Consider the following 25,800-nt stretch of genomic DNA (forward strand, 5'->3'; position numbering starts at 1 on the left):
CTTTTAGTTCCCGGGCCGGTACAATATTACTATAAGGCCCGGGAATAATCCGCAGGTGGAGGAGGTTCGCCTGTCATGACTGATTCCCAACTAATACGTGAGATTAAGGATGGCAACGTCGAGCTGTACTCCGAGCTTATGCGACGCTATCAACGGAAGATATTAGCCTTTATTTATCATATGCTGAAGAGCTCGAAGCTGGAGCTATTGGCTGAGGATTTATGCTCGGAAACTTTTTATAAAGCTTACCGCAGTCTGCATTCGTTCCGGGAGCTGGATGCTTCTTTCTCAACGTGGTTGTATACGATCGCGCGCAACACCGTGTTAAGCGAGTTGCGGAAGCAGAAAACGGCGCATATGTCGCTGGACGAATCGGGATTCGAGCCGGTGGCTGCGCTTGATGCGGCGCCGGAGCAGCTTGTGCTGCGAAATGAGCGAATGGCTATGGTCAGAGAGGCTATCAATAATTTGCCTGAGAAGCAACGCTCAGCACTTATTCTTCGGGAATATGACCAGCTGGACTATCAAGAAATCGCGAATATATTAGGGCAGACGGTCAGTTCCGTAAAATCGCTGCTATTCCGGGCCAGGGCAAGCGTGAAGTCGCAGCTGGAACCCTATTTCGGACAGACGCCGCTGATGGAAGAATTCGAAGGGATGAATACATGATGAATTGCAACGATGCGCAAGACAAATTCGGCGAATATTGGGATTTATCAGAACATGATGAAATCCGGATGGCGGTTGACCGTCATTTAATGGAATGCAAAGATTGTGCCGAACAATTTCAGATTTGGGAAGAGAGCGAAGAGCTGATTCGTTTTTTATCCGAAGAAGAAGATGCTATCGGTCCTACGGAGCATGTAAACCGAAGCGTTATGGAGCGTATTTACGCCGAGCAGTCATGGTTGATGCCGGTTCCTCATAAGAGCTATCAGTTTTCCAAATCGTTTCGCCGCAATTTCGCGCTGATCGTTGCCGCCTGCATGGCCATGTTTACCTGTGCGTTCTTCATGTTCGTATTTGATAGTCAAGGCAGCGCGTCGCAGGCGCAAGTTTCGGAGCTATCGGGCTTGATGGATACAGCTAACGTCTCCGGAGACGGATTGGTCGTAAAGGCCGGCGTATTCTCGGAAGTTCCGGTAGCAAGCATAAGCGACCCGTTCGTGTTGAAGGTAATTCCGGCGTTTCCTCAATATTATGTAGCTTTATCCTTACTCGGGATCGTCATGACGCTGCTTATCTTGAATTGGCTTTCCAGAACGCGAAGCTAATGATAGAAGATTACAGAGCTCCTTAGGGAGCTTTTGCTGTTTATAGAGAAGGAGAGGAGCAGAAAGATGCTGATTGGATGGGTAAGACACGGGAAGACGGATTGGAACGCGGAAGGAAGAATACAAGGACAGACAGATATTCCTTTAAATGAGGAAGGCATTCGGCAAGCCCATGCGCTTGCCGCACGCCTGAGCAGTGAAGAACGGCTGTGGGACGCGGTTGCTGCAAGCGATTTGCAGCGGGCGTATAAGACAGCTGGCATAATTGCGGACCGCCTTGAAATCCCGCTGTTGGAAGGCGATCTGCGCCTGCGTGAGCGATATTTCGGCGAAGCGGAAGGCATGAAGGAGCAGGAAAGGCATGATCGCTGGGGCAAGGATTGGAGAAGCGCCGCGAAGGGCGTGGAGCCATCAGCCGATGTGAAGGCGCGCGGATTAAAAGCGCTTAAGGATTTGCAGTCGGAGCATCAAGGACGAAATTTGCTTGTCGTCTCGCACGGCAGCTTGCTGGCTGATATTCTGACTGAGCTTTGTCCGGAGCTGGCGGATGAGCACTTGCACAATCTTTCCTACTCCATTTTGGAGCATCAGAATAATAAGTGGCAGCCAAGGCTTTATAACTGTATTCAACATCTGAATGGACTGTAATCTGAAGTGAAGGACTCTCTCCGAAACAATGAACTGTGACCCGGATTGTAGACGAATAAAATAAAGAGCCCTAAGCTCAACTAGCAAGTAGTTGACCTCTGAATTCATCGGGGGTCATCTTTTTTAATGTCCACTGGTATCTTTCTGAGTTGTAGTAGCTGATGTAATCCCTAACTCGAACTCGTACCTCCTCAATCGTTTGGCAATCGATAAAATCAACCTCGTCTTTCATATGACCGAAGAACGACTCCATAGGGGCGTTGTCCCAACAGTTGCCTCTGCGCGACATCGATTGCTTAAAACCCGCCTCCGCTATGAAATGACGGGTTTTAGGATGTGTATAATGCATCCCTTGATCGGAGTGTATAATGGCCTCCGGATGGAGATTCCCGTCCAATCGCTCTAAAAGGCGATGAAGTGTCCGTTCAACAATAGGAAGTTCAAGCGTGGCTGCCACGCATTCGGCAAGGATCTGTCTGGTAGCACCATCCTTTACACAGGAAAGGTATGCCCACTGACCGCCTCCATAACGTAAATAAGTGATGTCTGTGAGAAATACTTTCTCGGGCTCACCTTGATCAAACTGGCGCTCTAGCAGGTTAGGGCACGTCTGGTGTTCGTGAGTTGCCTTGGCCATCTTCCGGTATGGGTTAGCCTGCCGTATGACCGCGACTAGGCCTGCCTTGCGCATGAGACGCCGAATCTTCTTGTGATTCATGATGACATGGCTTATTTGCTCAAGACGCATTTTTATGACCAGCGCACCGGCTTTGCCGTTCAGTGCCTCAAAGTGGTGTCTGATAAGAACGATGTCCTCTTCGTCAGCCGCTGCCCGAATTTGGCATTGATCCTCGGTTGCAAGCCATCTGTAGTAACCGCTCGGACTTACATCCACAAGCTCACACAGATAACGCGTCATGCGTTTTAGGCCATATGCCCGAATGGTACGGTTGATGATTTCAAAGCGCTCAGCGGCCGTTAGCGCTTCTTCTTCTGCCGCTCGAGCGCTTCGACCTTTTTTAGCAAATCCACCTGCGCTTCAAGCAGTTTGATCTTGGCCTGGGCTCGCTTTAACTCTTCTTCCACCGACAACTCACCAGCCGGCTTTCGACCTGCGCTGTTCTTACCGCGCCGTTCAGTAGCCAACCCTTCTTCGCCGTACAGATCGTTTGTTTCGCGCCAACGCTTTAAGCTTTTTTTCGGCTTTTGATGTCCGATGACATCGAGGTCGAAGCCTGCACGAATAAAAATCTCCGAAGGCAGCTGCCCCGCCTTGTAGGCTTGAAGAGCCTCCAATTTAAACGCAGGCGTGTACGTAATGGCTGACTCCGACGCCTTTTGAACGTTGGGGTTTGCTTCCAACTTTCGTATCTGCTCCTCCGTAAAAACGATTCGTTTCAACTTTCCCATGACCTCACTCCTCTTCCCAGTATCTCGATTAAAACACAAATGACCCACAAGAGGGTCACTTTTTTCAAAGTGTCCTTCTTACGGGTCACAGTTCACAAGGGGAGGGTTCTTTTTTTAAAAAATCGTCCTCAGATAGGACGCCGTCAGGCGTTTCTGCTTGTGACCTCATCGTGAATTTATAAGTTTCCTAGGAAATCGGAAGTACGAGGTTATAAAATAAATCATATTTTCCCATAATGGTACTAACAAACGCTTATCCACCGCATAAAAGGCTGAAGTAGCGAGTCCCTTTTCATCGAAAGCCGGACTCAAGTGGAAAGGAGAGAGCTATGAATTTATCGGATATGCTAGGTTACGCAGATATACAGCAGCTTAGCAGAATTGCAGATGTTTACCGATGCGAGTGCAATGGAAACTCCAAAAACGATTTGATTCAATCCATTCTCTCTACTGTAAGTCGAAACGATGTCTTTGAAGCGCAAATCAGCAGCATGAAGCTTGAGGACCTGCGATTTCTGAATTCCTTACTGTTCGAGACGCGAAACTCCTTCAGCCTAGAGGACTTGATTGCGCGCGTGCAGCACAGCAGATTTGGCGAAGGGTCTGCGGAAGCGAAGGCAGAGACAGAACCGGTTAAAAAAACAAAAAAGAGCAAAAGAAAGTCCGGGACCGACGAAAAGCCGTTAAGCCCAAGAGAGATGATTGCCAAGTTTAAGCACCAAGGCTGGCTGTTTAACGGTTTTAGCGGACCGAACCGCTATTTGTTTCAAGTGCCCAACGATCTAAAGTCCCGGTTTCGCGAGACGCTGGCAAGACGGTTCGCGGCAAATCTTATCTACACGGAAGAACCGCCGGTGTACCGGGATGAACAGCTGCTCATTCATGATGATATCACCCAGTTTCTTCATTACTCCTATCACAATGAAGTGCAGCTGACGGCCGACGGATCCATGTATAAACGTTTTACGCAGCAAATCCTGGACCGGTTCGGCGTTCAGGAAGAGATGCCGGCCAAAGGAGCCTGGCGCTTCGGATACGGCAGGCATTTCAACCATTATCCGAACCGATTCTCGTTCATCTACGATTACTCCCTGGCGAGCAAATACATAAATGAGAGTCAAACGGTATTGGGATTATTGCCGGCGGGAGAGGAAAGGCTTGTCTCAAGACCTCCCGGCGAACCGGAGCAGCTTTATCGTTTCTGGCTGAAGCTGTACAAAGGGCCGGTCACGAATATTCTCGCGCTTGTTCATTGGATAGACTCGCTTGCGGTGCAATGGGTGACGGTCGAGTCGCTGCGAGAGGTGCTCGTGCCTTTCATCAAGCCTTATTATTACGACGACGCGAATACGATATTGGAGCAGCGGATCCTGACCATGATGGTTCACCTTGGCATGCTGCGGTTAGGCGAGCATCCGATTCACGGCGCCGTCGTCAAAATGACGAAAGCGGGAAGAGCGCTTGTCGCTGGAGTTGGCATGGACGAGCAAAAGCCGGTTTCATCGCGCCAGCTATAAAGCACGCATTTGGTGCTGGTCGGAATATAAGGTAGAGTATAAGATACAAGATGCTTATGCGAGCTTATAATTCGATGCAGAAGGAGCGGATGATACATGTTATTGCCGTACAAAGGCATCCTGCCTGCCATTCACGAGGATGTTTACATAGCGGAAGGCGCAAAAATTATAGGGGACGTCGCCATTGCACAGCGAAGCACTGTCTGGTTTAACGCCGTGCTGCGCGGCGACCTTGCCCCGATTAGAATCGGCCGCAGCTGCAACCTGCAGGACGGAACGATCGGCCATGTTAATATAAACCAACCCCTGCTGATAGAAGATGAGGTTTCCGTCGGACATGGCGCCATTATACATGGCTGCACGATAGGCAGAGGCACATTAATCGGAATGGGGGCAATCGTACTTAACGGCGCAGACATTGGTGAATATGCTTTAGTAGGAGCCGGTTCGATTGTTACAGAGAATAAAAAAATACCACCCTATACTCTTTCAATTGGTTCACCCGCCAAAGTCGTAAGAGAATTAACAGAAGATGATTTGCAGCGAATGAAAAGAACGATGGAGAGCTACGTGACGAAAGGAATAGAATATAGGATCTCTTAACGCCGGTTTGGAGGTGTATCCTATGGACAAAATGAAGGTAACGTATGAAGCCATGCTCGGTCTGGCTGCGGAATTCGTGCTCGATGAAGCGGTGCTGAAGTTTCAGACGAATCAAATTTATGCTGCAATCGATAAAGCGCTGGCGGCAGGCGACGAGGATACGTTTTACCGTCTTGCGAAACAGTTGAATGCTTTAAAAAGATAGTTTCTTTCTGCTAGATTAACTTTCTGGCGGGGAGTGGCGAAAGCTTCCATGTACGGGCGGACAGAGTTGTCCCTCCGGCATGGAGGCTTTTTTTTGAATCTAAGGATTGGCAAGGGGAAGGAAGAACGTTAACATAGGAGAAGCGAAGTTTTGCTTCACAATAATATTTGGAGTGGGATGGGGAGCATGAAGTTTAGTGAAATTACAGCCGATCAGTGGGACGAACTGAGTCCTTACTTGGATACCTGCCTCCTGCCCGTGACGGGCATGGCGGGCGGTGAGAAGCCCTATGAGGCGACAGAATGGCTGGAGCGATTGAGAGACATGATGGATTTAATCGAAATTCCGTTTAAGGGCAGAGTTGTCACATACCCGGCTTGGCATTATATTACCGGCAGCGGAAATTTACCGGAGATGGTGAACGAGTGGTGCGAATCCGCCAAGCGGGCGGGATTTCGTTATGCGATCGTAGTGACGGCGAACAAGGAGCTGGAGCTGGCTTGCCCGGCCATGAATTTAAGCTTTCTTCCGAATGAAGACGGCAGCTTGCCGGCACAGGCCGACGTGTCGGACGCCATTCGTTCGATGTGGAACGGACAAGCCGTCTGACAGATTGGAAATTCCGAATAATATGTTCTTATTTTGGGGAAAACAAATGCCAGACAAGATCAAATGTGACAAAATAATAACAAATTATTGAACGGCTTTTTGATAACGACGCAAATGTATGGCCATATTCTTGACGCTCCCAAGCACCTAGGCTATTATAAGTTATGTCCTAGTTCGTCATGTGTTTTTGCCGTGCGGCAAGACGCGAGATATGGTTGGCAAAGGGGGTTAGAACAGAAGATGAGTAACCATGAACAACATGAGTCCGCGCATAAACCGGTTCAGCGCAAAGAGATGTCCCGGCGTCAATTTTTGTCATATACGCTCGGCGGCACGACTGCATTTATGATGGGCGGCGCGGTATTGCCGATGGTTCGTTTCGCAGTGGATCCGCTCCTCGTGAAGAAGACCGGCGGCACATACGTAAAAGTTGTGGAAGAGAGCAAAATTACGAATGAGCCTCAAGAATTCAAATTTAAAATTCATCAGGTCGACGGCTGGTATGAAAGCGATCCTGAACTATCCGCATGGATCTCGAAGGATGCGAACAATGCGATTTTTGCTCTTTCGCCGGTTTGTAAGCATCTAGGCTGTACGATCGGTTGGAACACGAAGGGCAAGAACGAGTATGACTGCCCTTGCCATGACGCCCGTTATACGAAAGACGGGAAGAATATTACCGTTGCGCCGAAGCCGCTCGATGAATACGAAGTGAAAGTTGAGAACGGATTCGTATACCTGGGTCCGGTAATGCCGAATACACGATTGGGTTAAGGAGGGCGTATTGCAGATGTTTAAAAGTGTATACAACTGGATTGACGAACGTCTTGACATTACGCCGCTTTGGAGAGACGTCGCAGACCACGAAGTGCCCGAGCACGTCAACCCTGCGCATCATTTCTCCGCCTTCGTCTATTGCTTCGGCGGCTTGACGTTCTTCATAACCGTAATTCAAATTTTGTCCGGGATGTTCTTGACGATGTATTACGTTCCAGACATCATCAATGCTTATGCGAGCGTTGACTACTTACAGCACCAGGTTGCTTTCGGGCAAATCGTGCGGGGAATGCACCATTTCGGGGCAAGCCTTGTAATCGTTATGATGTTCCTACATACCCTGAGAGTTTTCTTTACCGGTTCTTACAAGGCGCCGCGCGAAATGAACTGGGTAGTCGGAATGCTCATTTTCTTCATCATGTTAGGCCTAGGGTTCACGGGCTACCTGCTTCCATGGGATAATAAAGCTTACTACGCAACGAAGGTCGGTGTCGAAATAGCCGCATCCGTTCCGGTACTTGGGCCGTATATCGCAGATTTCCTGTACGGCGGCGATATCGTAGGCGCGCAGACGCTCACCCGTTTCTTTGCGATCCACGTATTCTTCTTGCCTGGCGCATTGATCGCGATGCTTGCGGCGCACTTTATCATGATTCGGAAACAAGGTATTTCTGGACCACTTTAAGCGAAGGAGGGCTTACTTATGGCGCATGGTCATAATTCGAACGAGAAGGTTGTCTATGTCGGCGATTCGCGTGTGAAGAAAAGCAACCATCCGAACATCCCTCCGGATTACACCGCATTCCCGGGAAAATCGGAAGCTTTTATTCCGAACTTCCTGCTGAAGGAATGGATGGTCGGTTGCGTTGTTTTGGTCGGTTTTCTAGCATGGACGATTGCAGAGCCGGCTCCACTTGGTTACCCTGCAGATCCGACGAATGCCGCTTTCGTCCCGATGCCGGACTGGTATTTCTTGTTCTTGTATCAATTTTTGAAATACCCATACGTTTCGCAGGATTATATCTTGCTTGGAACGCTGGGTGTTCCCGGAGTTTTGTTCGGCGGCTTGCTGCTTGCTCCGTTCCTGGACACAGGTAAGGAGCGCCGGTTCTACCGCCGTCCGATCGCTTCATCGCTTATGTTTCTCTCGCTTATCGCATGCGTTTATTTGACCGTAGTGTCTTGGGATCACTACCAGCATACGCTGGAAGCAAACGGTCAGATCCCAGAGCATATTGAACGGGAAGAGAAGGCGCGCGAAGCAGCGGAAGCAGGCAAGGAGCGGCCGAATTATACGAAGCCTGCCCCAGTGGCTTCACTGGTCGATGCTGACGACCCGGCCATGGACATTGCCAAGCAAGCGCAATGCGTAAGCTGTCATGCAGCTGACTTGAAGGGTCAAGGCTCGGTTCCTCCATTGACTGGCGTTGGCGACATCCTTTCGAAGGAAGAAATAGCGGAAGTTATAACGAACGGACGCAACAATGGCGCAATGCCGGCCTTTAAGGATTCGTTGTCCTCTGAAGAAATCGATCAGCTGGCAACATGGCTTTCCAAACAAAAAACGGCGGCTGAATAGTCAGCCGCCCGATAAAAAACCTGATCGTATTATGCGGTCAGGTTTTTTTTGAATGACACATCGAGAGAGGAAGTGTAGAGAGATGCTCTCCGTTTTTTGGAGCCGTGAGTTTCTGCTTAACCGATCGTTCTTATGGCTCTTGTTCCTGGTCAACCTCGCGGGGACGATATACGGTTACATCTGGTACGAGGGCCAATTATTCGATACGCTGCAGCATCATCCGTTATGGCGTATCGTCTTTGTGCCCGACTCGCCGACGGCGAGCTTATTTTTTACATTGGCCTTGCTTTATTTATTGTACCCGCCGAGCCCATCGAATCGAATCGCATCCATAGGCCGTTCTATCATTGAAGCATTAGCCGTCGTTTGTTCGGTTAAATACGGGATTTGGGCTGTTGCGATGATCGTTGCGGGTGCATGGCAGGGGGCGGATTTATACTGGCAGCATTACATGCTGATCGCTTCCCATTTGGGAATGGCGTTCGAAGCGCTGCTTTTTTTCCGTTTTATGAAAGCGGGCACAGCGGCTCTGGCGGTCGGAACGGGATGGCTGCTGCTTAACGATACGGTAGACTATACGTTTGGAATATTTCCGTATCTCGCGGATGAGCTTGATGATGATTTGTCGGCCGTTCGCGCCTTTACATTCGCGTTATCGATCATCAGCTTTGCTGCTGCTTGGCTTGTATGGCGCTTTAGAAAGAAGGTATAAGGGTGGACATCCCCTCATAGATTGATTTAGGGGGGGATGTCCATGAAGGTACGAATCATTATTCCATTCGTTATCTGTATCGTCATGACGATCGGAGGCGCGGGAGCCGTGTGGGGAAGCTCTTCTTCCTTGGACCGGCTAACATCGATTTTCTCGCCTCAATCGCAGATGCAGCTTTCCAGAATGGATGAGATCGCGAATTCCTTATATCAAGCGGCTTATACGAATAATCGCCAAGCCGGCTTTCAATATGTACAGCAGCTTCAACGGATGATCGGCGGCGAGCTTAAATACGCAGCGGGCAACCGGGACGGCTGGGAATCCATGAAGCAGGACGCGGATGCGATTAAGCTGAAACTAACGAGCAGAGGCGCACATTCCGTCTGGCTTCAGGAGGCTGCCCGCATCCGCTTGGCGGCGGATGCGCTGTCGCGCTCGGATCATGCGTTATGGCTTCAATATGAAAGCGTCATGCTGGATGATCTGACACGGCTTGAGAAGGCATGGAAGCGGCAAACCGACGATGCCGCCGAAGCGGCCCGGGCTTCGATGAACAGCCTCCAGGAGCATGCCGTACGGATTGAGCCGGCTATTAGTCTGTTATATGGAAGCATGCGTTATACAGAACTAAGCGAGCGGATTAGATACACGAATCAGCTGCTCGATTCCGCGAAGTCAAGCTCCGGAAATGAAGCGATGGTGGAGCAATCCCTGAAAGCTTTAAAATTTTCTATTTACCGTATATTCGAACAGAGCGGGGCCGAGGCCTCGCTGCCGGCTGTAGCGCCGCCCGCAGCCGCTCATCCGCTTGGATGGACGCTGTTTCTCGGCGCGATCATTTCCGCGGTGCTTACCTACTCGGGGTGGAGGAAATATAAAATGAATCCATTCGACAGCAAGCCCCTATCCTGAAATTATTCTTCCTTAAAGCCTTCGCCCAACACATCCTGCACTTCGTTGATTACGATAAAAGCACGGGGGTCGGTATTGCGTACGATCGCTTTCAAACGGCGAATTTCCTGCCTTTGAACGACGCAATACACGACTTCTTTTTGCTGTCCCGAGAATACTCCTTTTGCCGGAATCAAAGTCACCCCGCGCTCCAGCTCAACCGTAATTTTTCTTGCGATCGCATCTCCATGATCCGTAATGATGGAAAATGCTTTCGCCGCGTAAGCGCCGTCCTGAATAAAATCGATCAGCTTGGAAGCGATAAATACCGTCACGAGTGTATACAGCACTTTGGCCATCGGAATGTAAAGCAAAGAAATACCGATAATAATGGCATCCATCGTTAAAATAAATTGCCCCATGCTTATTCCTTTCGAACGGGTAACGATACGGGCAACGATATCGACACCGCCCGTCGTGCCGCCGAAACGAAAGACGATGCCTAGACCGGCTCCGAGCGAGACGCCCGCATACAGAGCGACAAGCATATAATCATTGGAACTCTGGAACGGGATAAGAATGCCTTTGCCAATTAATTGTTCCATTAACGCCAGGAAGGCCGACAGGGCTACGATGCCAAGCAAGGTGTACATCATCTGCCCGCGTCCGAGCGCCTTCCATCCTAATAAGAACAACGGAATATTAAGGAGCAGCGTTGAAATGGACAGAGGCCAGCCGGCGGCATAATTGAGCAGGACGGCGATTCCCGTAACGCCGCCCTCCATAAGCTGGTTCGGAATAACGAAATAGTGCAGCCCGAATGCATAGATGGCCGTGCCGATGAGGATCGGGATAACATTGCGCAAATGAATAAATATTTTCGACATGTTCGTGCACTCCTTCTGGTTATGTATACTAGTGTAGTATGGCACATTGCCGCCATTCGAAAAACATTGATTTTAAATATGCGTTTACGTTAACATAGGGATGTATAGCCATTGACGGAAAGGAATCGGATTCGATGTCAGATAAGACGCTCGCTTTAATACAGAGAGAAGTCGATGATTACATCTCTCAATTCAAAGAAGGCTACTTCAGCCCGCTTGCGCTGATGGCCAGAATGTCGGAGGAAGTTGGCGAGCTTGCCAGAGAGGTAAACCACTTCTACGGCGAGAAGCCGAAAAAGGCGGATGAAGCGGAAAATTCCGTCGAAATGGAGTTAGGCGATATTTTATTTATATTATCCTGCTTCGCCAATTCGCTAAACATCGATTTGACGGAAGCGCACGATAAAGTGATGCATAAGTTCAAAACCCGCGACGCGGACCGGTGGACGAAGAAATTGACCGAACAGTAAACAAGCTCCCTACATATGCTGTACCATCAACCTGTGTACAAGGAGGATGGGCGGATGGATGGAGAGAGCTGCATTAAGAAAGCATACGAATTCATCTTCAACAGCGATTTCGAGCAAGCCATTTATTGGTTCGAGCAAGCGATCGCTGCCGAGCCGGAGAATGCATCTTATTATCATAAATGCGCCGTTTCTTGCGCGCGCAGCGGAAAATGGGCGAAAGCGAAGCAAAACGCGGAAATGGCCGTTAAGCTGGATCCGGAGCATGCCGAATATCAGTATCATTTGCAAACGGTGGAAGCAAAGCTGCTGCAGTCGGAAGCTGATCTTCTGCTTGGGGCAGTGCCGCCGAAGCTTCATGATGCGGCGGATCTGCTGAATCAGGCGGCGGCGCTTGATCCGTTAAGCTTTGAAGCTTTCTATAAGCTAGGCGTCATCTATGTTTCGCTGAATCTGTTGGATGACGCAGCGGCAAATGCGAGGGAAGCGTTACGGCTTGATCCAAGCCACTCCGCTGCCCGCAGGCTGTTGTCCGAAGTCAATCGGAAGAAGCGTATGCTGCGCGTCAGGATCAATGCACGAAATAGGAAAAGGAACAGGTGATCATAGCATGCCGACACACAAAATTAAGGTAGCAGTAGCAGGAGCCAGCGGAAGAATGGGCCGCGAGGTTGTGAAGATGGTGCTGGAGGACGACGCGCTACAATTGGTCGCAGCGGCCGCTCCTTCAGCAGGACTTGTCGATGCGGGCGTCTTCGCCGGCAAGGGGGAAACCGGCGTTATCGTCAGCGCAACGCTTGAAGAAGCGTTGAACGGCTCTCATGCGGACGTGCTGGTTGATTTCACTGTCCCGCAAGCGGCTTACGGTAATACAAGAACGGCGATCGAATACGGAGTCCGTCCGATCATCGGGACAACCGGGTTCACGCCCGGGCAGATTGAAGAGTTGGACGAGCTCTGCAAGAAGAAAGAGCTTGGCGGATTAATCGCGCCTAACTTCTCTATCGGAGCGATCCTGATGATGAAATTCGCCGCGGAAGCATCCAAGTATATGCCTCATGTTGAAATTATCGAATATCACGGCGATCAGAAGCTGGACGCCCCGTCAGGCACATCGATCAAAACAGCCGAGCTGATTTCTCAGGCACGCAAAGAACTACGCCAAGGAAACCCGAAGGAAGAAGAAGTCATTGAAGGGGCGCGCGGCGGCTATTATAACGGGTTCCGTATACATAGCGTAAGGCTTCCGGGCGTATTCGCCCAGCAAGAGGTCGTATTCGGGGGCCATGGGCAAACGCTCAAAATTCGCCATGACTCGTATGACCGGGCCGGCTACATGCCCGGCGTTAACGTTGCGGTGAAGAAGGTCATGACGTACAGCGGTTTGATTTACGGCTTTGAACATATTATGGATTAGTTTCATCCGGCAGCGGGAGAGGGGTACGTCAGCATGTTAAATATTGCATTTATCGCGCATGATCGCAAGAAAGAGGAAATCGTCAATTTTGTCATTGCTTACGAGAAGGTATTCGTCCCGCATAAGCTGTATTCTACCGGTACGACGGGAACTCGGATCATGGAGCAAACGGATTTATCCATACATCGTTTTATGTCAGGGCCTCTCGGAGGCGATCAACAGATCGGTGCTTTAGTGGCGCAAAATGAGATGGATCTTATCATCTTTTTACGAGATCCGTTGATGGCGCAGCCGCATGAGCCGGACATTATCGCTTTGCTTCGGTTATGCGACGTGCAGGGCATTCCGGTCGCCACTAACGTAGCGACGGCCGAGCTGCTCGTTAAAGCGCTCGAACGCGGTGATTTTGCTTGGCGCGAGCTTGTGCACAAATATAAGCCGGGTATTGAATCATGACGGAATCGCTGGATATTCTCGTATTCGGCGCTCATGCGGACGATGCGGAGATCGGGATGGGCGGCACAATCGCGAAGCATGCTCAGGCCGGCTACCGCGTAGGCGTCTGTGATCTCACGGAGGCAGAAATGTCTTCGAACGGCAATGCGGAGCTGCGCAAGCGGGAAGCGGCTGAAGCGTCGAGAGTGCTTGGTTTGAGCAAACGCTCGAATCTTGGTCTGCCCGACCGCGGCCTGGAGCCGTCAAGAAGCCAGATCGAACAAATCGTCGCCGAGATTAGAAACGGTAGACCGAGGGTCGTATTCGCGCCTTATTGGGTGGATCGTCATCCGGATCACGTGGCTTGCAGCCGATTGATCGAGGAGGCGGTTTTTAATGCGAAGCTTCGCCGCTACATGCCCGATCTGCCTGCCGTACAAGTGGAGCAGCTCATCTATTATTATATAAACGATAGCGGGCAAGTATCGCTTATCGTCGACATAAGCGAACATTATCAGACGAAGCGCCATGCGCTTATGGCTTACCGGTCGCAGTTCGAATCGGCTGCAGCCGGCGCCGACCGCGTTGCAACGCCGCTTACGAACCGTTATATTGAACGCGTGGAAGCGCGTGATTCGCTGCTCGGACAAGCCCAAGGCTGGACATACGCAGAGGGCTTTGCTTTGAAGCGCCCTCATGCCGTACAATTTTTTTGACAAATCGTACAGCTCTTATCGAATACACTAGAGTACGTGACGAACACAGGAGGTGCGGCAACGGTGGCGAGAAAGTTGAAAATCGGGATTACCTGCTATCCGACACTGGGAGGATCAGGAGTCGTTGCGACCGAATTAGGGAAGCTGCTTGCGGAACGCGGACATGAGATTCATTTTATAACGCACAGCATTCCTTTCCGGTTAGGCAAATTTCATAAAAATATTTTCTATCATGAAGTGGAAGTAAATGATTATTATGTGTTCCGTTACCCGCCGTATGACTTGGCGCTCGCCAGCAAAATGGCGCAGGTCGCTAAAATGCAGCAGTTGGACCTGCTTCACGTGCATTATGCGGTGCCGCATGCCGTCTGCGCTTATTTGGCGAAGCAGATGAACGGAGACGGGCTTAAGACGGTTACCACGCTGCATGGCACCGATATTACGGTACTGGCGCAGGATGAGTCGCTGAAAGACTTAATCCGTCTGGCCATTCACCAGAGCGATGCCGTCACGGCCGTATCCAATGACTTAATCCAAGAAACCAGACAGCTGCTGGATATAACGACGCCGATCGAACTAACCTATAATTTCGTGGATAAGCGTATCTACTATCCTCGGGACGTGACATCCTTGCGATCGGATTTCGCGGAACCGAATGAGAAAATACTGATGCATATTTCAAACTTTCGCCCGGTCAAGCGCGTAGGCGATGTCGTGGACATCTTCGCCCGCGTATCGCAGAAGGTGCCGTCAAAGCTCCTTCTGGTAGGGGAAGGGCCGGAGCAGTCCAAAATGCAATGCAAAATACGGCAGCTTGGGCTTGAGGACCGCGTCCATTTCCTCGGCAAGCAGGATGACGTCGCGCAGGTGATTTCGTTGGCTGACGTACTGCTGCTGCCTTCCGAGAAAGAAAGCTTCGGTCTGGTGGCGCTGGAGGCAATGGCATGCGGCGTACCGACCGTCGGCTCGACTGCGGGCGGCATTCCGGAGCTGGTTACGCATGGAGAGACCGGCTTCCTGTCGCAAGTCGGAGACGTTGAGGACATGGCACATAACGTAGAGCGGTTATTGCTCGACGAGAAGCTTCATGAACGATTTCGGCAGGCCTGTATGTTTAGAGCCAGAAACGAATTTTGCAATGACATTATTACGACGCAATATGAGCATATTTATTACGGGGTGCTTGGCATCGAAGCGGATCTGCCGGTGGCGGTGTGCACCGAATAGCAGCTATGAAGGCTCCCGCTCTCAAGGGACGGTGAATCAATTGAAACTTACGCTGCCGGAATCAATCGCAACCGCATTACCTGTCCTTAAGCGGCTTCGAGAGCATCAATTCGAAGCCGTCTTTGTTGGCGGCTGCGTCAGGGATACGGTTCTTGACTTACCGGTCAAAGACGTGGATATCGCAACTTCGGCCCGTCCGGAACAGGTGCTTGAGCTATTTGAACGATGCATCCCTACCGGCCTGCAGCACGGTACCGTAACGGTATTGTCCGGCAAGTCGGCATATGAAGTGACGACCTATCGACGGGAGTCGAAATACGAGACGCACCGCAGGCCGGAAAGCGTGCAGTTTATATCGTCCCTGGAAGGCGATTTGCAGCGAAGGGACTTTACGATGAATGCGATGGCTTTGACCGAGGAAGGCGGGCTCATTGATCCCTTTAAAGGCCTAGAGGATTTGAAGAATGGCGTTCTGCGCTGCGTGGGCGACCCGAATGCCAGATTTCAAGAAGATGCTTTGCGAATGCTCCGGGCCGTTCGATTCATTGGCGCCTATAACCTGAGGCCATCCCAATCGTCATGGCAGGCGCTGATTCGTTACCGTAAGCTAATGAAATATATCGCGATGGAGCGAGTGCTGGCTGAGCTGGATAAAATGATGGCAGGAAAGACGCCTGAACGGGCGCTTTATTTTACTGCGGCAAGCGGACTGCTTCACTACCTGAAGGAGCCTATGCCGGAAGAGGCGGTACTTGCGGTTGATGAGGCATACGGAAACAGGTGCGCCGACGAATCGTTCAGTAAGCTGAATAGGCTGAAGGAGACTGATCTGCGCTGGGCAGCAGTTTTAATGAGCTTGTCGCTTGCCGGCGATTCCGCCGAGCAGACGCTGCAATCTCTGCGTTTTTCAAAGCTGAGAATCAAAACGATGATCTCCATCTTGAGTATCCACAAGCAAATGCTTGACGCTGCAATTAATAAGGACGAGCCATCCATTCGCCTAAGGTGGGTTGAAATGATTTTAATGTATGGCAAGAAGCTTGCGGGTCAATGGCTGGAAATCGTAAATGCCCTGCAGCCGTCGCTTCTAAACGGCCTGAACGTTCATGTAAGGCGATTGGAGGATTGGCTTGACGCAATATCTATCACAACCTTAAAGCAGCTTCATGTAAGCGGCAGAGAGCTTACGGAACACTTAGACCGGGAATCGGGTCCTTGGATTAGCGAATGGTTAAACCGGCTGCTGCTCGAGGCCGCGCTCGGCCATCTGCCGAATGAGAAGCAGGCCTTGCTTGAACAGGCCGAATCATGGGATAAAGAGGAAACTAATCATGAATAATGAAGCAATTCTATCGTTATTTGATAACAATTCGGGCGTGTATGTATCAGGCGAGCGAATCAGCCAAGAGCTCGGCGTGAGCCGAACGGCGGTTTGGAAGCAAATCCGAAAGCTTGAAGCGGCAGGATACCGGTTCGAAGCATCGAGAAAGCTGGGATACCGCTTAATGAGCGTACCTGACCTATTTTCCGCCGAAGAGCTGGGATTAAGCTTGAAATCCGACGTGTTCGGCAAATCCTTGCAGCTGTTCGATTCGGTCGAATCGACTCAGAATATCGCCCGCGCCGCGGCCGAAGAAGGAGCGCCCGAAGGTACGCTCATTATCGCGGAGCAGCAAGTAAGCGGTCGGGGACGCATGGGCCGGGGCTGGATTTCTCCGCGCGGACAAGGCGTATGGATGAGCATGGTGCTGCGCCCGACCATTCCGATTCATTTTGCTCCGCAGCTTACGTTATTAACGGCTGTTGCGCTGTGCAGAAGCTTGAAACGGATAACGGGCCTGTCGATTGGAATCAAATGGCCGAATGATCTTCTGATCGAGGGGAAAAAAATTAGCGGCATCTTATTGGAATCCGCGGCGGAGGATGAGCGTCTGAGGTACGTGATCGCCGGAATCGGCATCAGCGTTAATTTGGAGGAAAGCGATTATCCGGAGGAATTATTGGCGAAAGCGACCTCGCTTAGAATCGCCGGCGGGCGGAAATGGGAACGGACCGAAGTCGTCGCCGACTTTTTGAAGGAATGGGAGCAGCTCTATTTGCTCTATCAGGAACAGGGCTTCGGACCCGTTATCACATTGTGGGAAGCCTTGTCGGTTTCGCTGGGCAAGCAGGTTCGTCTCATTACGCCGCAAGGCGATATTGCCGGCGTACCCGTCGGGCTCGAGGAAAGCGGAGCGATCCGGGTGGAGCTGGCGGACGGCACTTTCAAATCCGTATTTTCGGCGGAAATGGGCGAACCTCTATAGGGATTGAATTTCATTTACGTCCTGCTTAAAATTTGTTACACTACAACTATCAGGCGGTATTCTTGCGTGAAGCTGCACTGGTAACGGATCATAATGCGTTAAAGATTGGGAATGCACCACTCTGCTCTGAGCCGAAGGGACCGAGACAGAAGGAAGCACGACAAGCAATCGTTTCCTTTTCAGTTTGGGGACCTTTTTAGCAGCGGCTAAAAGGTTTTTTTGTGTTTATCCTAAATTATTGATCGGAGGATGAAGCTGATGAGGAAACGACTGACAATTACGTCCATGAAGAAAATGAAGAAGGAACGCAATGCGATTTCCGTTCTTACAGCTTACGATTATCCTTCGGCGAAGCTTGCCGAAGAAGCGGGAATCGATGTGATACTGGTTGGCGATTCCCTTGGAAATGTCGTCTTGGGATACGATACGACCATACCCGTTACGATTGATGATATCGTCTATCATACAAGGGCGGTTGCAAGAGGGGCGCAGCAAACCTTTATCGTGGCCGATATGCCGTTCATGACGTATGGCATCGGACGCGAATCGACCCTTCGCAATGCAGCGAGAATCATGCAGGAGGGCGGCGCTCAAGCCGTTAAGCTTGAAGGCGGCGCGGATATCGCTTCGGATGTAGCGGCGCTCGTCAAGGCAGGCATACCGGTGATGGGGCATATCGGCCTTACGCCTCAATCCGTTCATCAATTGGGCGGCTATAAGGTGCAGGGGAAGCTCGATCAGGAAGCCGAGAAGCTCTTGGAGGACGCGAAGGCGCTTGAAGATGCCGGGGCGTTCAGCATCGTGCTGGAGCTCGTAACCGAGCCGCTTGCGACCTTGATCAGCCAATCGATATCCATTCCGGTCATCGGCATCGGCGCCGGTCGCGGCTGCGACGGCCAGGTGCTTGTCTATCATGATATTTTGCAATACGCTTCGCCTTATTTCGAGAAAAAATTCGTGAAAACATATGCCGATATCGGCTCAACGATAAGAAATGCGATCAGCTCGTACGTGGAAGACGTGAAATCCCGCGCTTTCCCGGAAGAAGCACACTCGTTCCAGGCGTCGCAGACCTCGGTCGGCGCTATCTACGGAGGCAGCGACAAAGCCGCTGAGGACAAACGGCAGCAGGACAGCAAGGTTTCGGTGAAAGGGGTCAAGCTGACATGATCATTTGCCGTACGATAACGGAATTAAAGGAGCAAATCGGTCTTCTGCGCAAAAAAGAAAAAAGCATCGGATTTGTCCCGACGATGGGTTATCTTCATGAAGGTCATGCCAGTCTGCTGCGCTATTCGGCAGAAGACAACGATGCGACTGTGCTAAGCATATTCGTTAATCCGCTCCAATTCGGGCCGAACGAGGATCTGGATCGTTATCCCCGCGACGAGAAACGCGACCTTGCTCTTGCCGAGGAGTGCGGAACGGATATCGTATTTATGCCTTCCGTTCAGGAGATGTATCCTGCGAAACCGCTGACAACGGTCATCGTGAATCAGGTCACGGACCGGCTGTGCGGCGCATCGAGACCCGGACACTTCGACGGTGTAGGCACCGTAGTCAGTAAGCTGTTCCATCTGGTTCAGCCGGACAAAGCCTATTTTGGCATGAAGGATGCGCAGCAGGTTGCCGTTATACAACAAATGGTCAACGATCTAAACTTTCCGGTCGATATTATTCCTTGTCCGATCGTCAGGGAGCCGGATGGCCTGGCCTTAAGCTCCCGCAATGTTTATTTGAATGCGGAGCAGCGGCAGCAAGCGGTTGTCCTGTCGCAGACCCTGGAGAAAGCTTCCGATTGGTTGAAGGAGCCGGGGATGACCGTGGAGCGCCTTCTGGCGAGGGTGAAGGTGCAAATCGATAAAGCCGCCGAGACGGCTATCGACTACGCGGAATTGCTTTATTACCCAAGCTTGCAGCCGCCCGCCGCGAATGCGCCTATAAACACGCTAAACCAGCCTTTAATCTTGGCGCTTGCCGTTAAATTCGGCGCAACGCGCTTAATCGATAACCGGTTATTACACGCAAACGAGGTGAATGTGCATGTTCAGAACGATGATGAAGTCAAAGCTGCACCGGGCAACCGTTACTGAAGCGAACTTGAATTACGTCGGCAGCATTACCATTGACGAGGATTTGATGGATGCGGCTAATATGTGGGAAAATGAAAAGGTGCAAATCGTAAATAATAATAACGGCGCACGCTTCGAGACGTATATCATAACCGGTGAACGCGGATCCGGCGTCATCTGCTTGAACGGCGCGGCCGCAAGACAAGTGCAGCCAGGCGATCAGGTTATTATTATTTCCTATGCCATGATGACGGACGAAGAAGCAAAGGAGCATAAGCCGATCGTTACCATTCTGGACGAGAAGAACCGGCCGCTGCGGATGCTTAATGCGGAGCTGCACGGCGCAATCCTGTAACTGCTTGATTGGAGGAGCCGCCCCTCCGTTATGTAACGGCTGGCATACCGTATGAAATACCTCGTTAAAACAAAAAATGAACATAACACTCCTTAATTCTTTAGCGAAGGCGGGATGCGGTATGTTCCAGCACATGTTTGCTTCAATGAATGAAATGCTCGATCAGATTATGGGTCAGTACGAAAAAGCGGGCGCACAGGAAAAGAAGCAATACGAGGAGCAGCTAAACGAGTTAAAAAAAGTAAGCGACACCTTCATCGAACAATGGCTTGAATTTGAGGAGAAGTTTGCTGATTTCAAGGAGCGGCAAGCGAATCCGGATTTATCGGAAGTACCGGAAATAATGGCTTCGCCGTCAACTGACATGAAGCTCCCCGTCATCGCAGCTGTAAGCTGCAATGCAGCGGATCTGGAAATTCCGGATGAGGCTGCAGAGATTATTTCCAAAGGTCAAGGCTATTATAAGTTATTTATGTTTCGTCAAGCGGCATTACAATTTCAAACGGTTATCGTTCAATCGCCGGAATGTAATCTGGCGAGGTTGTTTCTGGGCATGACGCATATGCATCTTCAAAATTGGAACGAAGCGCAGCGGCATTTTCAACTGCTGATTGCGTTGACGGACTTTCCCAAATGGCTGGCGATGGGCTATAATGCGCTAGGGTGCATCCAAGCGGTGCACATGAATCTGGCGCAGGCAGAGCAGCTGTTTAAGAAGGCTTATGATGTTTGCCCGAGCTTCAAAGACGCGCTGAACAATTTAAAATCATGCCAGGAAACACCCCAGCAATTATCGTTATATTTCGGAAGCACGGAGCTGTGCTGTTTGTGAGAGGATCGGGGAATGAATGAAATTTGCAGTATTAGACTTGGAAACGACGGGACACAGCCCGGAGGATGACATTTTGCAGGTCGGGCTGGTCATCGTTTCAGAAGAGCTGGAAGTGACCGGCACCTTCAGCTCCTTCGTTCGGCCTAATATCCCAATACCGGCATTCATCACGCAATTGACGGGAATAAGCGAATCGGACGTTGCGGATGCGCCTGAGCTGCACGAAGTTCTGGTTAACCTTATTCCGCAGCTCGATGACGCCGTGCTCGTCGCCCATAACGTCGGGTTCGATGCGGGCTTTTTGAATCAAGCCTTCGACCGCTGCGGCTACCATCCGTTCGCGGGCCGGAGACTCGACACGATCGAACTGCTCCGCATTTTATATCCGACGATTAATACGTATCAGCTTGGCGCCGTCTCCGAGCTGTTCGGCATTGCCCATGACCGGCATCACCGAGCGGACAGCGATGCGATGGCGACCGCTCTCCTGCTTATCGAATCAGTCAGCAAGCTCCGGAAAATGCCGCTGCTCACTTTGCAGCGGCTATCCGCGCTTATTGATGACGGAAGCGATTTAAGCTGGTTTATAAGCGAAACGCTGCAGCGCATGGAAATACGTACCGTATTCGAGTCGAACGAATATGAATATTTTAACCAGTTCGCTCTAAAGGTAAGCGAATGGCCGGAGGAGGAATCTCCTCGCGCAGGAAGCAACGACGAACCGCTGCGCGACGTAGCCTTCGATCAATACTTAGCGGAAGTCAAGATGAGGTTTGAGCAGAAATACCCGAATTATGAGGAACGCGAAGCGCAGGCGGCTATGTTCCAGGAGGTATACAGCGCACTGAGCAGCAACCAGCATTTGCTGATAGAAGCCGGCACGGGCACGGGCAAGTCGCTGGGCTATTTAATTCCGGCCTTGTATTACGGTGTCCAGAACGGAAAAAAAGTTGTAGTCAGCACGCATACCATTAATCTGCAGGAGCAGCTAAGGCAGCGCGATCTTCCGCTGTTGGAGGAAGTTCTGCCCTTCGAGTTCAAAGCATCGATCTTCAAGGGACGGGGCAATTATTTGTGCTTGCGCAAGTTTGAAGGCAAGGTAAATATGAAGGACCTTGTTTCGCCGATCGAAGATGCCGTAACCGCAGCCCAAATGATCGTATGGCTGAGTGAAACGGAGACGGGCGATCAAGAAGAGCTAAACTTCGGCAACAAGGGGGCGGATTTCTGGCAAAGCGTGGCGAGCGACACGGATTCCTGCCTTAACCGCTCATGTCCATGGTTCAAGAGATGCTTCTATCACCGCGCCAAGCATGAAGCTAACATTGCGGATGTCTGCGTAACGAATCATTCCATGCTGTTTACGGATATTCAAGCCGATCACCGATTGCTGCCCGCGTATACCCATCTTGTCATTGACGAGGCTCATCATGTGGAAGAGGTAGCAGGCAAGCATCTGGGCATGCAGAACAATTACTTTTCCCTCGCACAGGTCGTGCTTCGCTTATACAAGGATGCACGCTCGGGATTATTGCCCGCGCTTCGCCAGAAGCTGATGAACGAGGACGATGCTCATCAGGCTTCCTGGCTGGAGACGATAGAAACGGTTATTCCGGTCTTCCAAGAGGTAAAGGAGCACTGGGATAAATTATTCGAGTTGTTCTACAGCTTCACGGCCAGCTCCGGGGACAGCCCGACCGATAACGGTCAATCGGTGTGCCGTCTGAAGAAGAATCAGCTGCCGGGCGGCTGGGAGGATGCGGTTGAAGTTGAAGCTAACGTTCATACCGAATTGAACCGTGTCGTGCGTACGGTTGAGAAAATGATGACGGACATTAAGGATCGTATCGACGATCCCGCCGTACAGGCGATTATTACCGACCTTAACGGCGCGATCCGGGATTTATCCCGAGTGAAGGACGAGCTGCGCACGTTTATCAAATTAGAGCTGCCCGACTCCGTGTTCTGGATCGAAGCAAGCAGCGTCTACCGCTATCGGTCGGTGCAACTGTACGGCGTGCCTGTCGATGTGAGCTCCCAGCTGCAAAAGTATTTTTTCGACGTCAAAGAGAGCATCGTGCTGACTTCGGCAACCTTGTCGGTTCAAAAATCGTTCCAATACGCGGCGGAGCAGCTTGGCCTTGCAGGCTATGAGGAGCAGGGACGATTGAGAACGGTGCAGCTTCCGTCTCCATTTAATTACCGCGAGCAGGCACTCGTCGTTATTCCGCGCAATTTCCCGATGTTGAAGGGATCTGCGGTGGATGATTCTTATTTGGATATGCTGGCGAAATCGCTTGCGGACGCCGCGAAGGAAACAAGGGGCAGAATGCTGGTGTTGTTTACTTCGTACCGCATGCTGAAGCAGGTCTACGAGCCGCTCAAGGAGATGCTTTCGGAATCCGGCATTCAAGTGCTGGGCCAAGGGATTGACAGCGGCAACCGGACGAAGCTGACCAGAAGATTCCGGCAGACGCCGGAATCGGTCTTGCTCGGAACGAGCAGCTTCTGGGAAGGGGTGGACATTCCCGGCGAGGCGTTAATTTGCCTGGCGATCGTACGGCTGCCCTTTCAGCCGCCGAACCATCCGCTTGCGGAGGCGAAAGCCGAGATGCTGCAGCGGCAGAAGCAAAATCCTTTTATGAAGCTTTCGATCCCGCAGGCAGTCATCCGTTTTAAGCAGGGCTTTGGTCGTCTCGTACGCACCTCCAGGGATAAAGGAATCGTTATTATTTATGATACGCGCGTCATTGATACGTATTACGGCAAGCATTTCTTGTATTCGCTGCCCGGTCCCAAAATCGAAACCATGCATACCGAGCAAATGGTAAACCGGATGAGAGAGTGGCTGGCGACCGAACACCAGTCGCAGCGGTTGACGTTGGACACAGCGCCAAATTCAGAGGAAGAAGAGGATATGCGATGAAGCAGGCTAAAATTTCGGAAGCCGTCGTCAGAAGGCTTCCCATCTATCTTCAAGTATTGAACGAGATGCATGCCCGCGAGATTCAAACCGTTTCATCCCAAGAATTAGGCGTAAAGCTTGATCTGAATCCCGCCCAAATCCGGAAGGATCTCGCTTACTTCGGCGAATTCGGCCGCAAGGGCGTCGGCTACGACGTCGTTTACTTAATCGAGAAGATCCGGCAAATATTAAAGGTGGACCAGCCGATCAAGGTCGCGTTGGTCGGCGCCGGCAATCTGGGACATGCCCTGTGCAATTACAATAAATATTCGAAGGATAATATGCAGATCACCGCGGTATTCGACGATCATCCGAGTAAAATCGGAATGCATATTAACAACCTGAAGGTGCTGCCGATGAGCGAGCTTTCTATGACGGTCTCGGTTCAGAATATCCGAATCGGCATTATTACGGTTCCGGCTTTCGAGGCTCAGAATGTCGCGAATCAATTCGTGGAAGCCGGCGTCGAAGGGATATTGAATTTTGCGCCCGCCATCTTACGCGTTCCGGATGCCGTTCGCATACATAATGCCGATTTCACGAAGGAATTGCTTAGTTTGGCGTATTATTTAAATCGAGAAGGAGACGCGCAATATGAGTCAGATTTGGATTGAGAACGGGTTGTTTATTACGATGGACGATGCTAGTCCTTCGATCGCCGGCCATATGGTCGTAACAAATGACCGGATTACGTATCTTGGCGCGGAAGCGCCCGAGCAGTTGGAAAGCGGCGTGCAGAAAGTGGACGGGAGCAAGCTGGCATTTATGCCGGGTCTCATCAATACGCATGGCCACGCAGCGATGAGCCTGCTCCGCGGTTATTCCGACGATCAGAATCTTCAGGTATGGCTGGAGCAGAAGATGTGGCCGATGGAAGGCAAGTATATGGACCGGGATACGCGGGCAGGCAGCGCGCTGGCTATTGTGGAGATGCTGCGCAGCGGCACGACGGCATTCGTGGATATGTACGACCGCATGGATCAGGTAGCCGAGATGGCGGAGCAAGGCGGTATTCGCGGCATTCTAACCCGCGGTGTTATAGGACTATGCCCGGAGGACGTTCAAAAAGCGAAGCTTGAGGAAGCGATCGCCTTCGCACGCGATTGGAACGGCAAGGCGGACGGCCGCATTACGACGATGATATCTCCTCATGCGCCTTATACATGCCCTCCGGCTTATATCGAGAAATTCGTACAAGCCGCGCATGATTATAATTTGCCGCTTCATACGCATATGTCGGAAACGCTGGCCGAGGTGGAGCAGAACGTTCGGGACTACGGCCTCCGGCCTGTAGAGCATCTGGACCGTCTCGGCTTCTTCTCGCGGCCTTCGCTGGTAGCCCATGCCGTTCATTTGAATGACATGGAAATTGAGCTGCTTGCAGAGAAGGGAGTTGCCGTCTCGCATAACCCTGTCAGCAATTTAAAGCTGGCCAGCGGCATTGCCCGCGTGACTGATCTGCTGCGCGCAGGCGTGACGGTATCCCTTGGGACGGACAGCGCCGCCAGCAATAATAATTTGGATCTGTTCGAGGAGATCAGGTTTGCCGCTCTTCTTCATAAAGGAGCATCCGGAGATCCTACGGCCGTACCTGCTATGGAAGCCTTGAAGCTTGCGACCGTAAATGGGGCAAAAGCGGTATGGCAGCAGGATCGGATTGGCGCCCTTCGCGAAGGGCTGAAGGCGGATTTCATCGCGATTGATATCGAACAGCCCCATTTCTATCCGAAGACCGATATCGTATCCCATCTGGTTTATTCCGGTTCGGGCCGCGACGTCAAGCATGTATGGATCGACGGCCGCCAGGTCGTGCGGAACGGGGCGTGCACCATGCTGGACGAGGAGAAAATTCGTTACGAGGCGCAAGCGAGCTTCGAACGTCTGCTGCAAGCCTAA

General features: G+C 51.2%; 28 protein-coding genes and 1 pseudogene. 27 read left to right on the top strand and 2 right to left on the bottom strand.

Translation table 11 applies throughout. From position 1 onward, the window contains the following. The first annotated feature begins 75 nt into the window (after positions 1-75). From H581_RS0113985 to H581_RS0113995, 3 genes are all read left to right on the top strand, one after another. Positions 76-669, top strand: coding sequence for an RNA polymerase sigma factor (locus H581_RS0113985; protein WP_028610545.1), 594 nt, complete (start codon positions 76-78; stop codon positions 667-669). Next, entirely contained in the window at positions 666-1,274 is a 609-nt protein-coding gene (locus tag H581_RS0113990) for an anti-sigma factor family protein (protein WP_156889584.1), read from the top strand. Before H581_RS0113985 ends, H581_RS0113990 begins: the two co-directional genes overlap by 4 nt. Before the next feature lie 66 nt (positions 1,275-1,340). Beyond that, positions 1,341-1,922, top strand: a complete 582-nt coding sequence (locus tag H581_RS0113995) for a histidine phosphatase family protein (protein WP_028610547.1) — start codon at positions 1,341-1,343, stop codon at positions 1,920-1,922. A gap of 76 nt (positions 1,923-1,998) precedes the next feature. On the opposite strand, the pseudogene H581_RS37165 reads toward H581_RS0113995, so the two are convergent. Continuing rightward, positions 1,999-3,323, bottom strand: a pseudogene (locus H581_RS37165) (IS3 family transposase). 338 nt (positions 3,324-3,661) lie between these two features. On the opposite strand from H581_RS37165, the gene H581_RS0114010 reads away from it, so the two are divergent. From H581_RS0114010 to H581_RS0114050, 9 genes are all read left to right on the top strand, one after another. After that, positions 3,662-4,849, top strand: coding sequence for a hypothetical protein (locus tag H581_RS0114010; RefSeq protein WP_028610550.1), 1,188 nt, complete (start codon positions 3,662-3,664; stop codon positions 4,847-4,849). A 96-nt stretch (positions 4,850-4,945) separates the two neighbouring features. Further along, positions 4,946-5,452: a gamma carbonic anhydrase family protein gene (locus tag H581_RS0114015; protein ID WP_028610551.1), complete on the top strand. Its 507-nt coding sequence runs from the start codon at positions 4,946-4,948 to the stop codon at positions 5,450-5,452. Between the two features lie 22 nt (positions 5,453-5,474). Next, on the top strand, positions 5,475-5,657 hold the full coding sequence (locus tag H581_RS0114020) for an IDEAL domain-containing protein (RefSeq protein WP_028610552.1): 183 nt from the start codon (positions 5,475-5,477) through the stop codon (positions 5,655-5,657). Between the two features lie 186 nt (positions 5,658-5,843). After that, positions 5,844-6,266 (top strand): DUF2487 family protein, encoded by a 423-nt coding sequence (locus tag H581_RS0114025; protein ID WP_028610553.1) that lies wholly within the window; start codon positions 5,844-5,846, stop codon positions 6,264-6,266. Positions 6,267-6,506: 240 nt separating this feature from the next. Continuing rightward, positions 6,507-7,040 (top strand): Rieske 2Fe-2S domain-containing protein, encoded by a 534-nt coding sequence (locus tag H581_RS0114030; RefSeq protein ID WP_028610554.1) that lies wholly within the window; start codon positions 6,507-6,509, stop codon positions 7,038-7,040. Positions 7,041-7,056: 16 nt separating this feature from the next. Then, entirely contained in the window at positions 7,057-7,728 is a 672-nt protein-coding gene (gene qcrB, locus H581_RS0114035; protein ID WP_028610555.1) for a menaquinol-cytochrome c reductase cytochrome b subunit, read from the top strand. An 18-nt stretch (positions 7,729-7,746) separates the two neighbouring features. Beyond that, positions 7,747-8,622 (top strand): menaquinol-cytochrome c reductase cytochrome b/c subunit, encoded by an 876-nt coding sequence (locus tag H581_RS0114040; RefSeq protein WP_028610556.1) that lies wholly within the window; start codon positions 7,747-7,749, stop codon positions 8,620-8,622. 82 nt (positions 8,623-8,704) lie between these two features. After that, the gene (locus H581_RS0114045; RefSeq protein ID WP_036718610.1) at positions 8,705-9,334 is read left to right on the top strand and encodes a DUF1405 domain-containing protein; all 630 of its coding nucleotides are present in this window, start codon (positions 8,705-8,707) and stop codon (positions 9,332-9,334) included. A 42-nt stretch (positions 9,335-9,376) separates the two neighbouring features. Further along, on the top strand, positions 9,377-10,246 hold the full coding sequence (locus H581_RS0114050; RefSeq protein WP_028610558.1) for a sporulation protein YpjB: 870 nt from the start codon (positions 9,377-9,379) through the stop codon (positions 10,244-10,246). Positions 10,247-10,248: 2 nt separating this feature from the next. Here H581_RS0114050 and H581_RS0114055 read toward each other — a convergent pair whose 3' ends face one another. Next, on the bottom strand, positions 10,249-11,112 hold the full coding sequence (locus H581_RS0114055) for a YitT family protein (protein WP_028610559.1): 864 nt from the start codon (positions 11,110-11,112) through the stop codon (positions 10,249-10,251). A 134-nt stretch (positions 11,113-11,246) separates the two neighbouring features. On the opposite strand from H581_RS0114055, the gene H581_RS0114060 reads away from it, so the two are divergent. The 15 genes from H581_RS0114060 to H581_RS0114130 all read left to right on the top strand — a co-directional run bounded on the left by H581_RS0114060 (position 11,247) and on the right by H581_RS0114130 (position 25,800). Next, a complete protein-coding gene (locus H581_RS0114060) occupies positions 11,247-11,582 on the top strand; it encodes a nucleotide pyrophosphohydrolase (RefSeq protein ID WP_028610560.1) in 336 nt (111 codons plus the stop codon). A 54-nt stretch (positions 11,583-11,636) separates the two neighbouring features. After that, positions 11,637-12,182 carry a tetratricopeptide repeat protein gene (locus H581_RS0114065; RefSeq protein ID WP_028610561.1) on the top strand — a complete coding sequence of 182 codons (546 nt, stop codon included), beginning with the start codon at positions 11,637-11,639 and terminating at the stop codon, positions 12,180-12,182. Positions 12,183-12,189: 7 nt separating this feature from the next. Beyond that, positions 12,190-12,996, top strand: coding sequence for a 4-hydroxy-tetrahydrodipicolinate reductase (gene dapB, locus H581_RS0114070; RefSeq protein ID WP_028610562.1), 807 nt, complete (start codon positions 12,190-12,192; stop codon positions 12,994-12,996). Between the two features lie 33 nt (positions 12,997-13,029). Continuing rightward, positions 13,030-13,452, top strand: coding sequence for a methylglyoxal synthase (mgsA, locus tag H581_RS0114075; protein ID WP_028610563.1), 423 nt, complete (start codon positions 13,030-13,032; stop codon positions 13,450-13,452). Next, on the top strand, positions 13,449-14,147 hold the full coding sequence (bshB1, locus tag H581_RS0114080; protein ID WP_028610564.1) for a bacillithiol biosynthesis deacetylase BshB1: 699 nt from the start codon (positions 13,449-13,451) through the stop codon (positions 14,145-14,147). Before mgsA ends, bshB1 begins: the two co-directional genes overlap by 4 nt. Positions 14,148-14,210: 63 nt before the next feature. Next, a complete protein-coding gene (gene bshA, locus H581_RS0114085) occupies positions 14,211-15,374 on the top strand; it encodes an N-acetyl-alpha-D-glucosaminyl L-malate synthase BshA (protein WP_028610565.1) in 1,164 nt (387 codons plus the stop codon). 31 nt (positions 15,375-15,405) lie between these two features. Next, complete coding sequence (locus H581_RS0114090; protein ID WP_169507504.1) at positions 15,406-16,713, top strand: CCA tRNA nucleotidyltransferase; 1,308 nt, start codon at positions 15,406-15,408, stop codon at positions 16,711-16,713. Then, positions 16,706-17,680, top strand: a complete 975-nt coding sequence (locus H581_RS0114095) for a biotin--[acetyl-CoA-carboxylase] ligase (RefSeq protein WP_028610567.1) — start codon at positions 16,706-16,708, stop codon at positions 17,678-17,680. The genes H581_RS0114090 and H581_RS0114095 overlap by 8 nt, the downstream gene beginning before the upstream one ends. A gap of 258 nt (positions 17,681-17,938) precedes the next feature. After that, complete coding sequence (panB, locus tag H581_RS0114100) at positions 17,939-18,850, top strand: 3-methyl-2-oxobutanoate hydroxymethyltransferase (RefSeq protein ID WP_028610568.1); 912 nt, start codon at positions 17,939-17,941, stop codon at positions 18,848-18,850. Continuing rightward, positions 18,847-19,773, top strand: coding sequence for a pantoate--beta-alanine ligase (panC, locus tag H581_RS34005; protein WP_051250786.1), 927 nt, complete (start codon positions 18,847-18,849; stop codon positions 19,771-19,773). Before panB ends, panC begins: the two co-directional genes overlap by 4 nt. Continuing rightward, positions 19,724-20,107, top strand: coding sequence for an aspartate 1-decarboxylase (gene panD / locus H581_RS0114110; protein ID WP_028610569.1), 384 nt, complete (start codon positions 19,724-19,726; stop codon positions 20,105-20,107). Before panC ends, panD begins: the two co-directional genes overlap by 50 nt. Positions 20,108-20,228: 121 nt before the next feature. After that, positions 20,229-20,939: a tetratricopeptide repeat protein gene (locus tag H581_RS0114115; RefSeq protein ID WP_028610570.1), complete on the top strand. Its 711-nt coding sequence runs from the start codon at positions 20,229-20,231 to the stop codon at positions 20,937-20,939. Positions 20,940-20,955: 16 nt separating this feature from the next. After that, positions 20,956-23,865 (top strand): ATP-dependent DNA helicase DinG, encoded by a 2,910-nt coding sequence (gene dinG, locus H581_RS34010; RefSeq protein WP_051250788.1) that lies wholly within the window; start codon positions 20,956-20,958, stop codon positions 23,863-23,865. Then, positions 23,862-24,518 (top strand): redox-sensing transcriptional repressor Rex, encoded by a 657-nt coding sequence (locus H581_RS0114125; protein WP_028610571.1) that lies wholly within the window; start codon positions 23,862-23,864, stop codon positions 24,516-24,518. Before dinG ends, H581_RS0114125 begins: the two co-directional genes overlap by 4 nt. Next, positions 24,499-25,800 (top strand): amidohydrolase, encoded by a 1,302-nt coding sequence (locus H581_RS0114130; RefSeq protein WP_028610572.1) that lies wholly within the window; start codon positions 24,499-24,501, stop codon positions 25,798-25,800. Before H581_RS0114125 ends, H581_RS0114130 begins: the two co-directional genes overlap by 20 nt.

Origin of the sequence: Paenibacillus harenae DSM 16969 (assembly GCF_000422465.1) — a bacterium.
Lineage (GTDB): Bacteria > Bacillota > Bacilli > Paenibacillales > Paenibacillaceae > Pristimantibacillus > Pristimantibacillus harenae.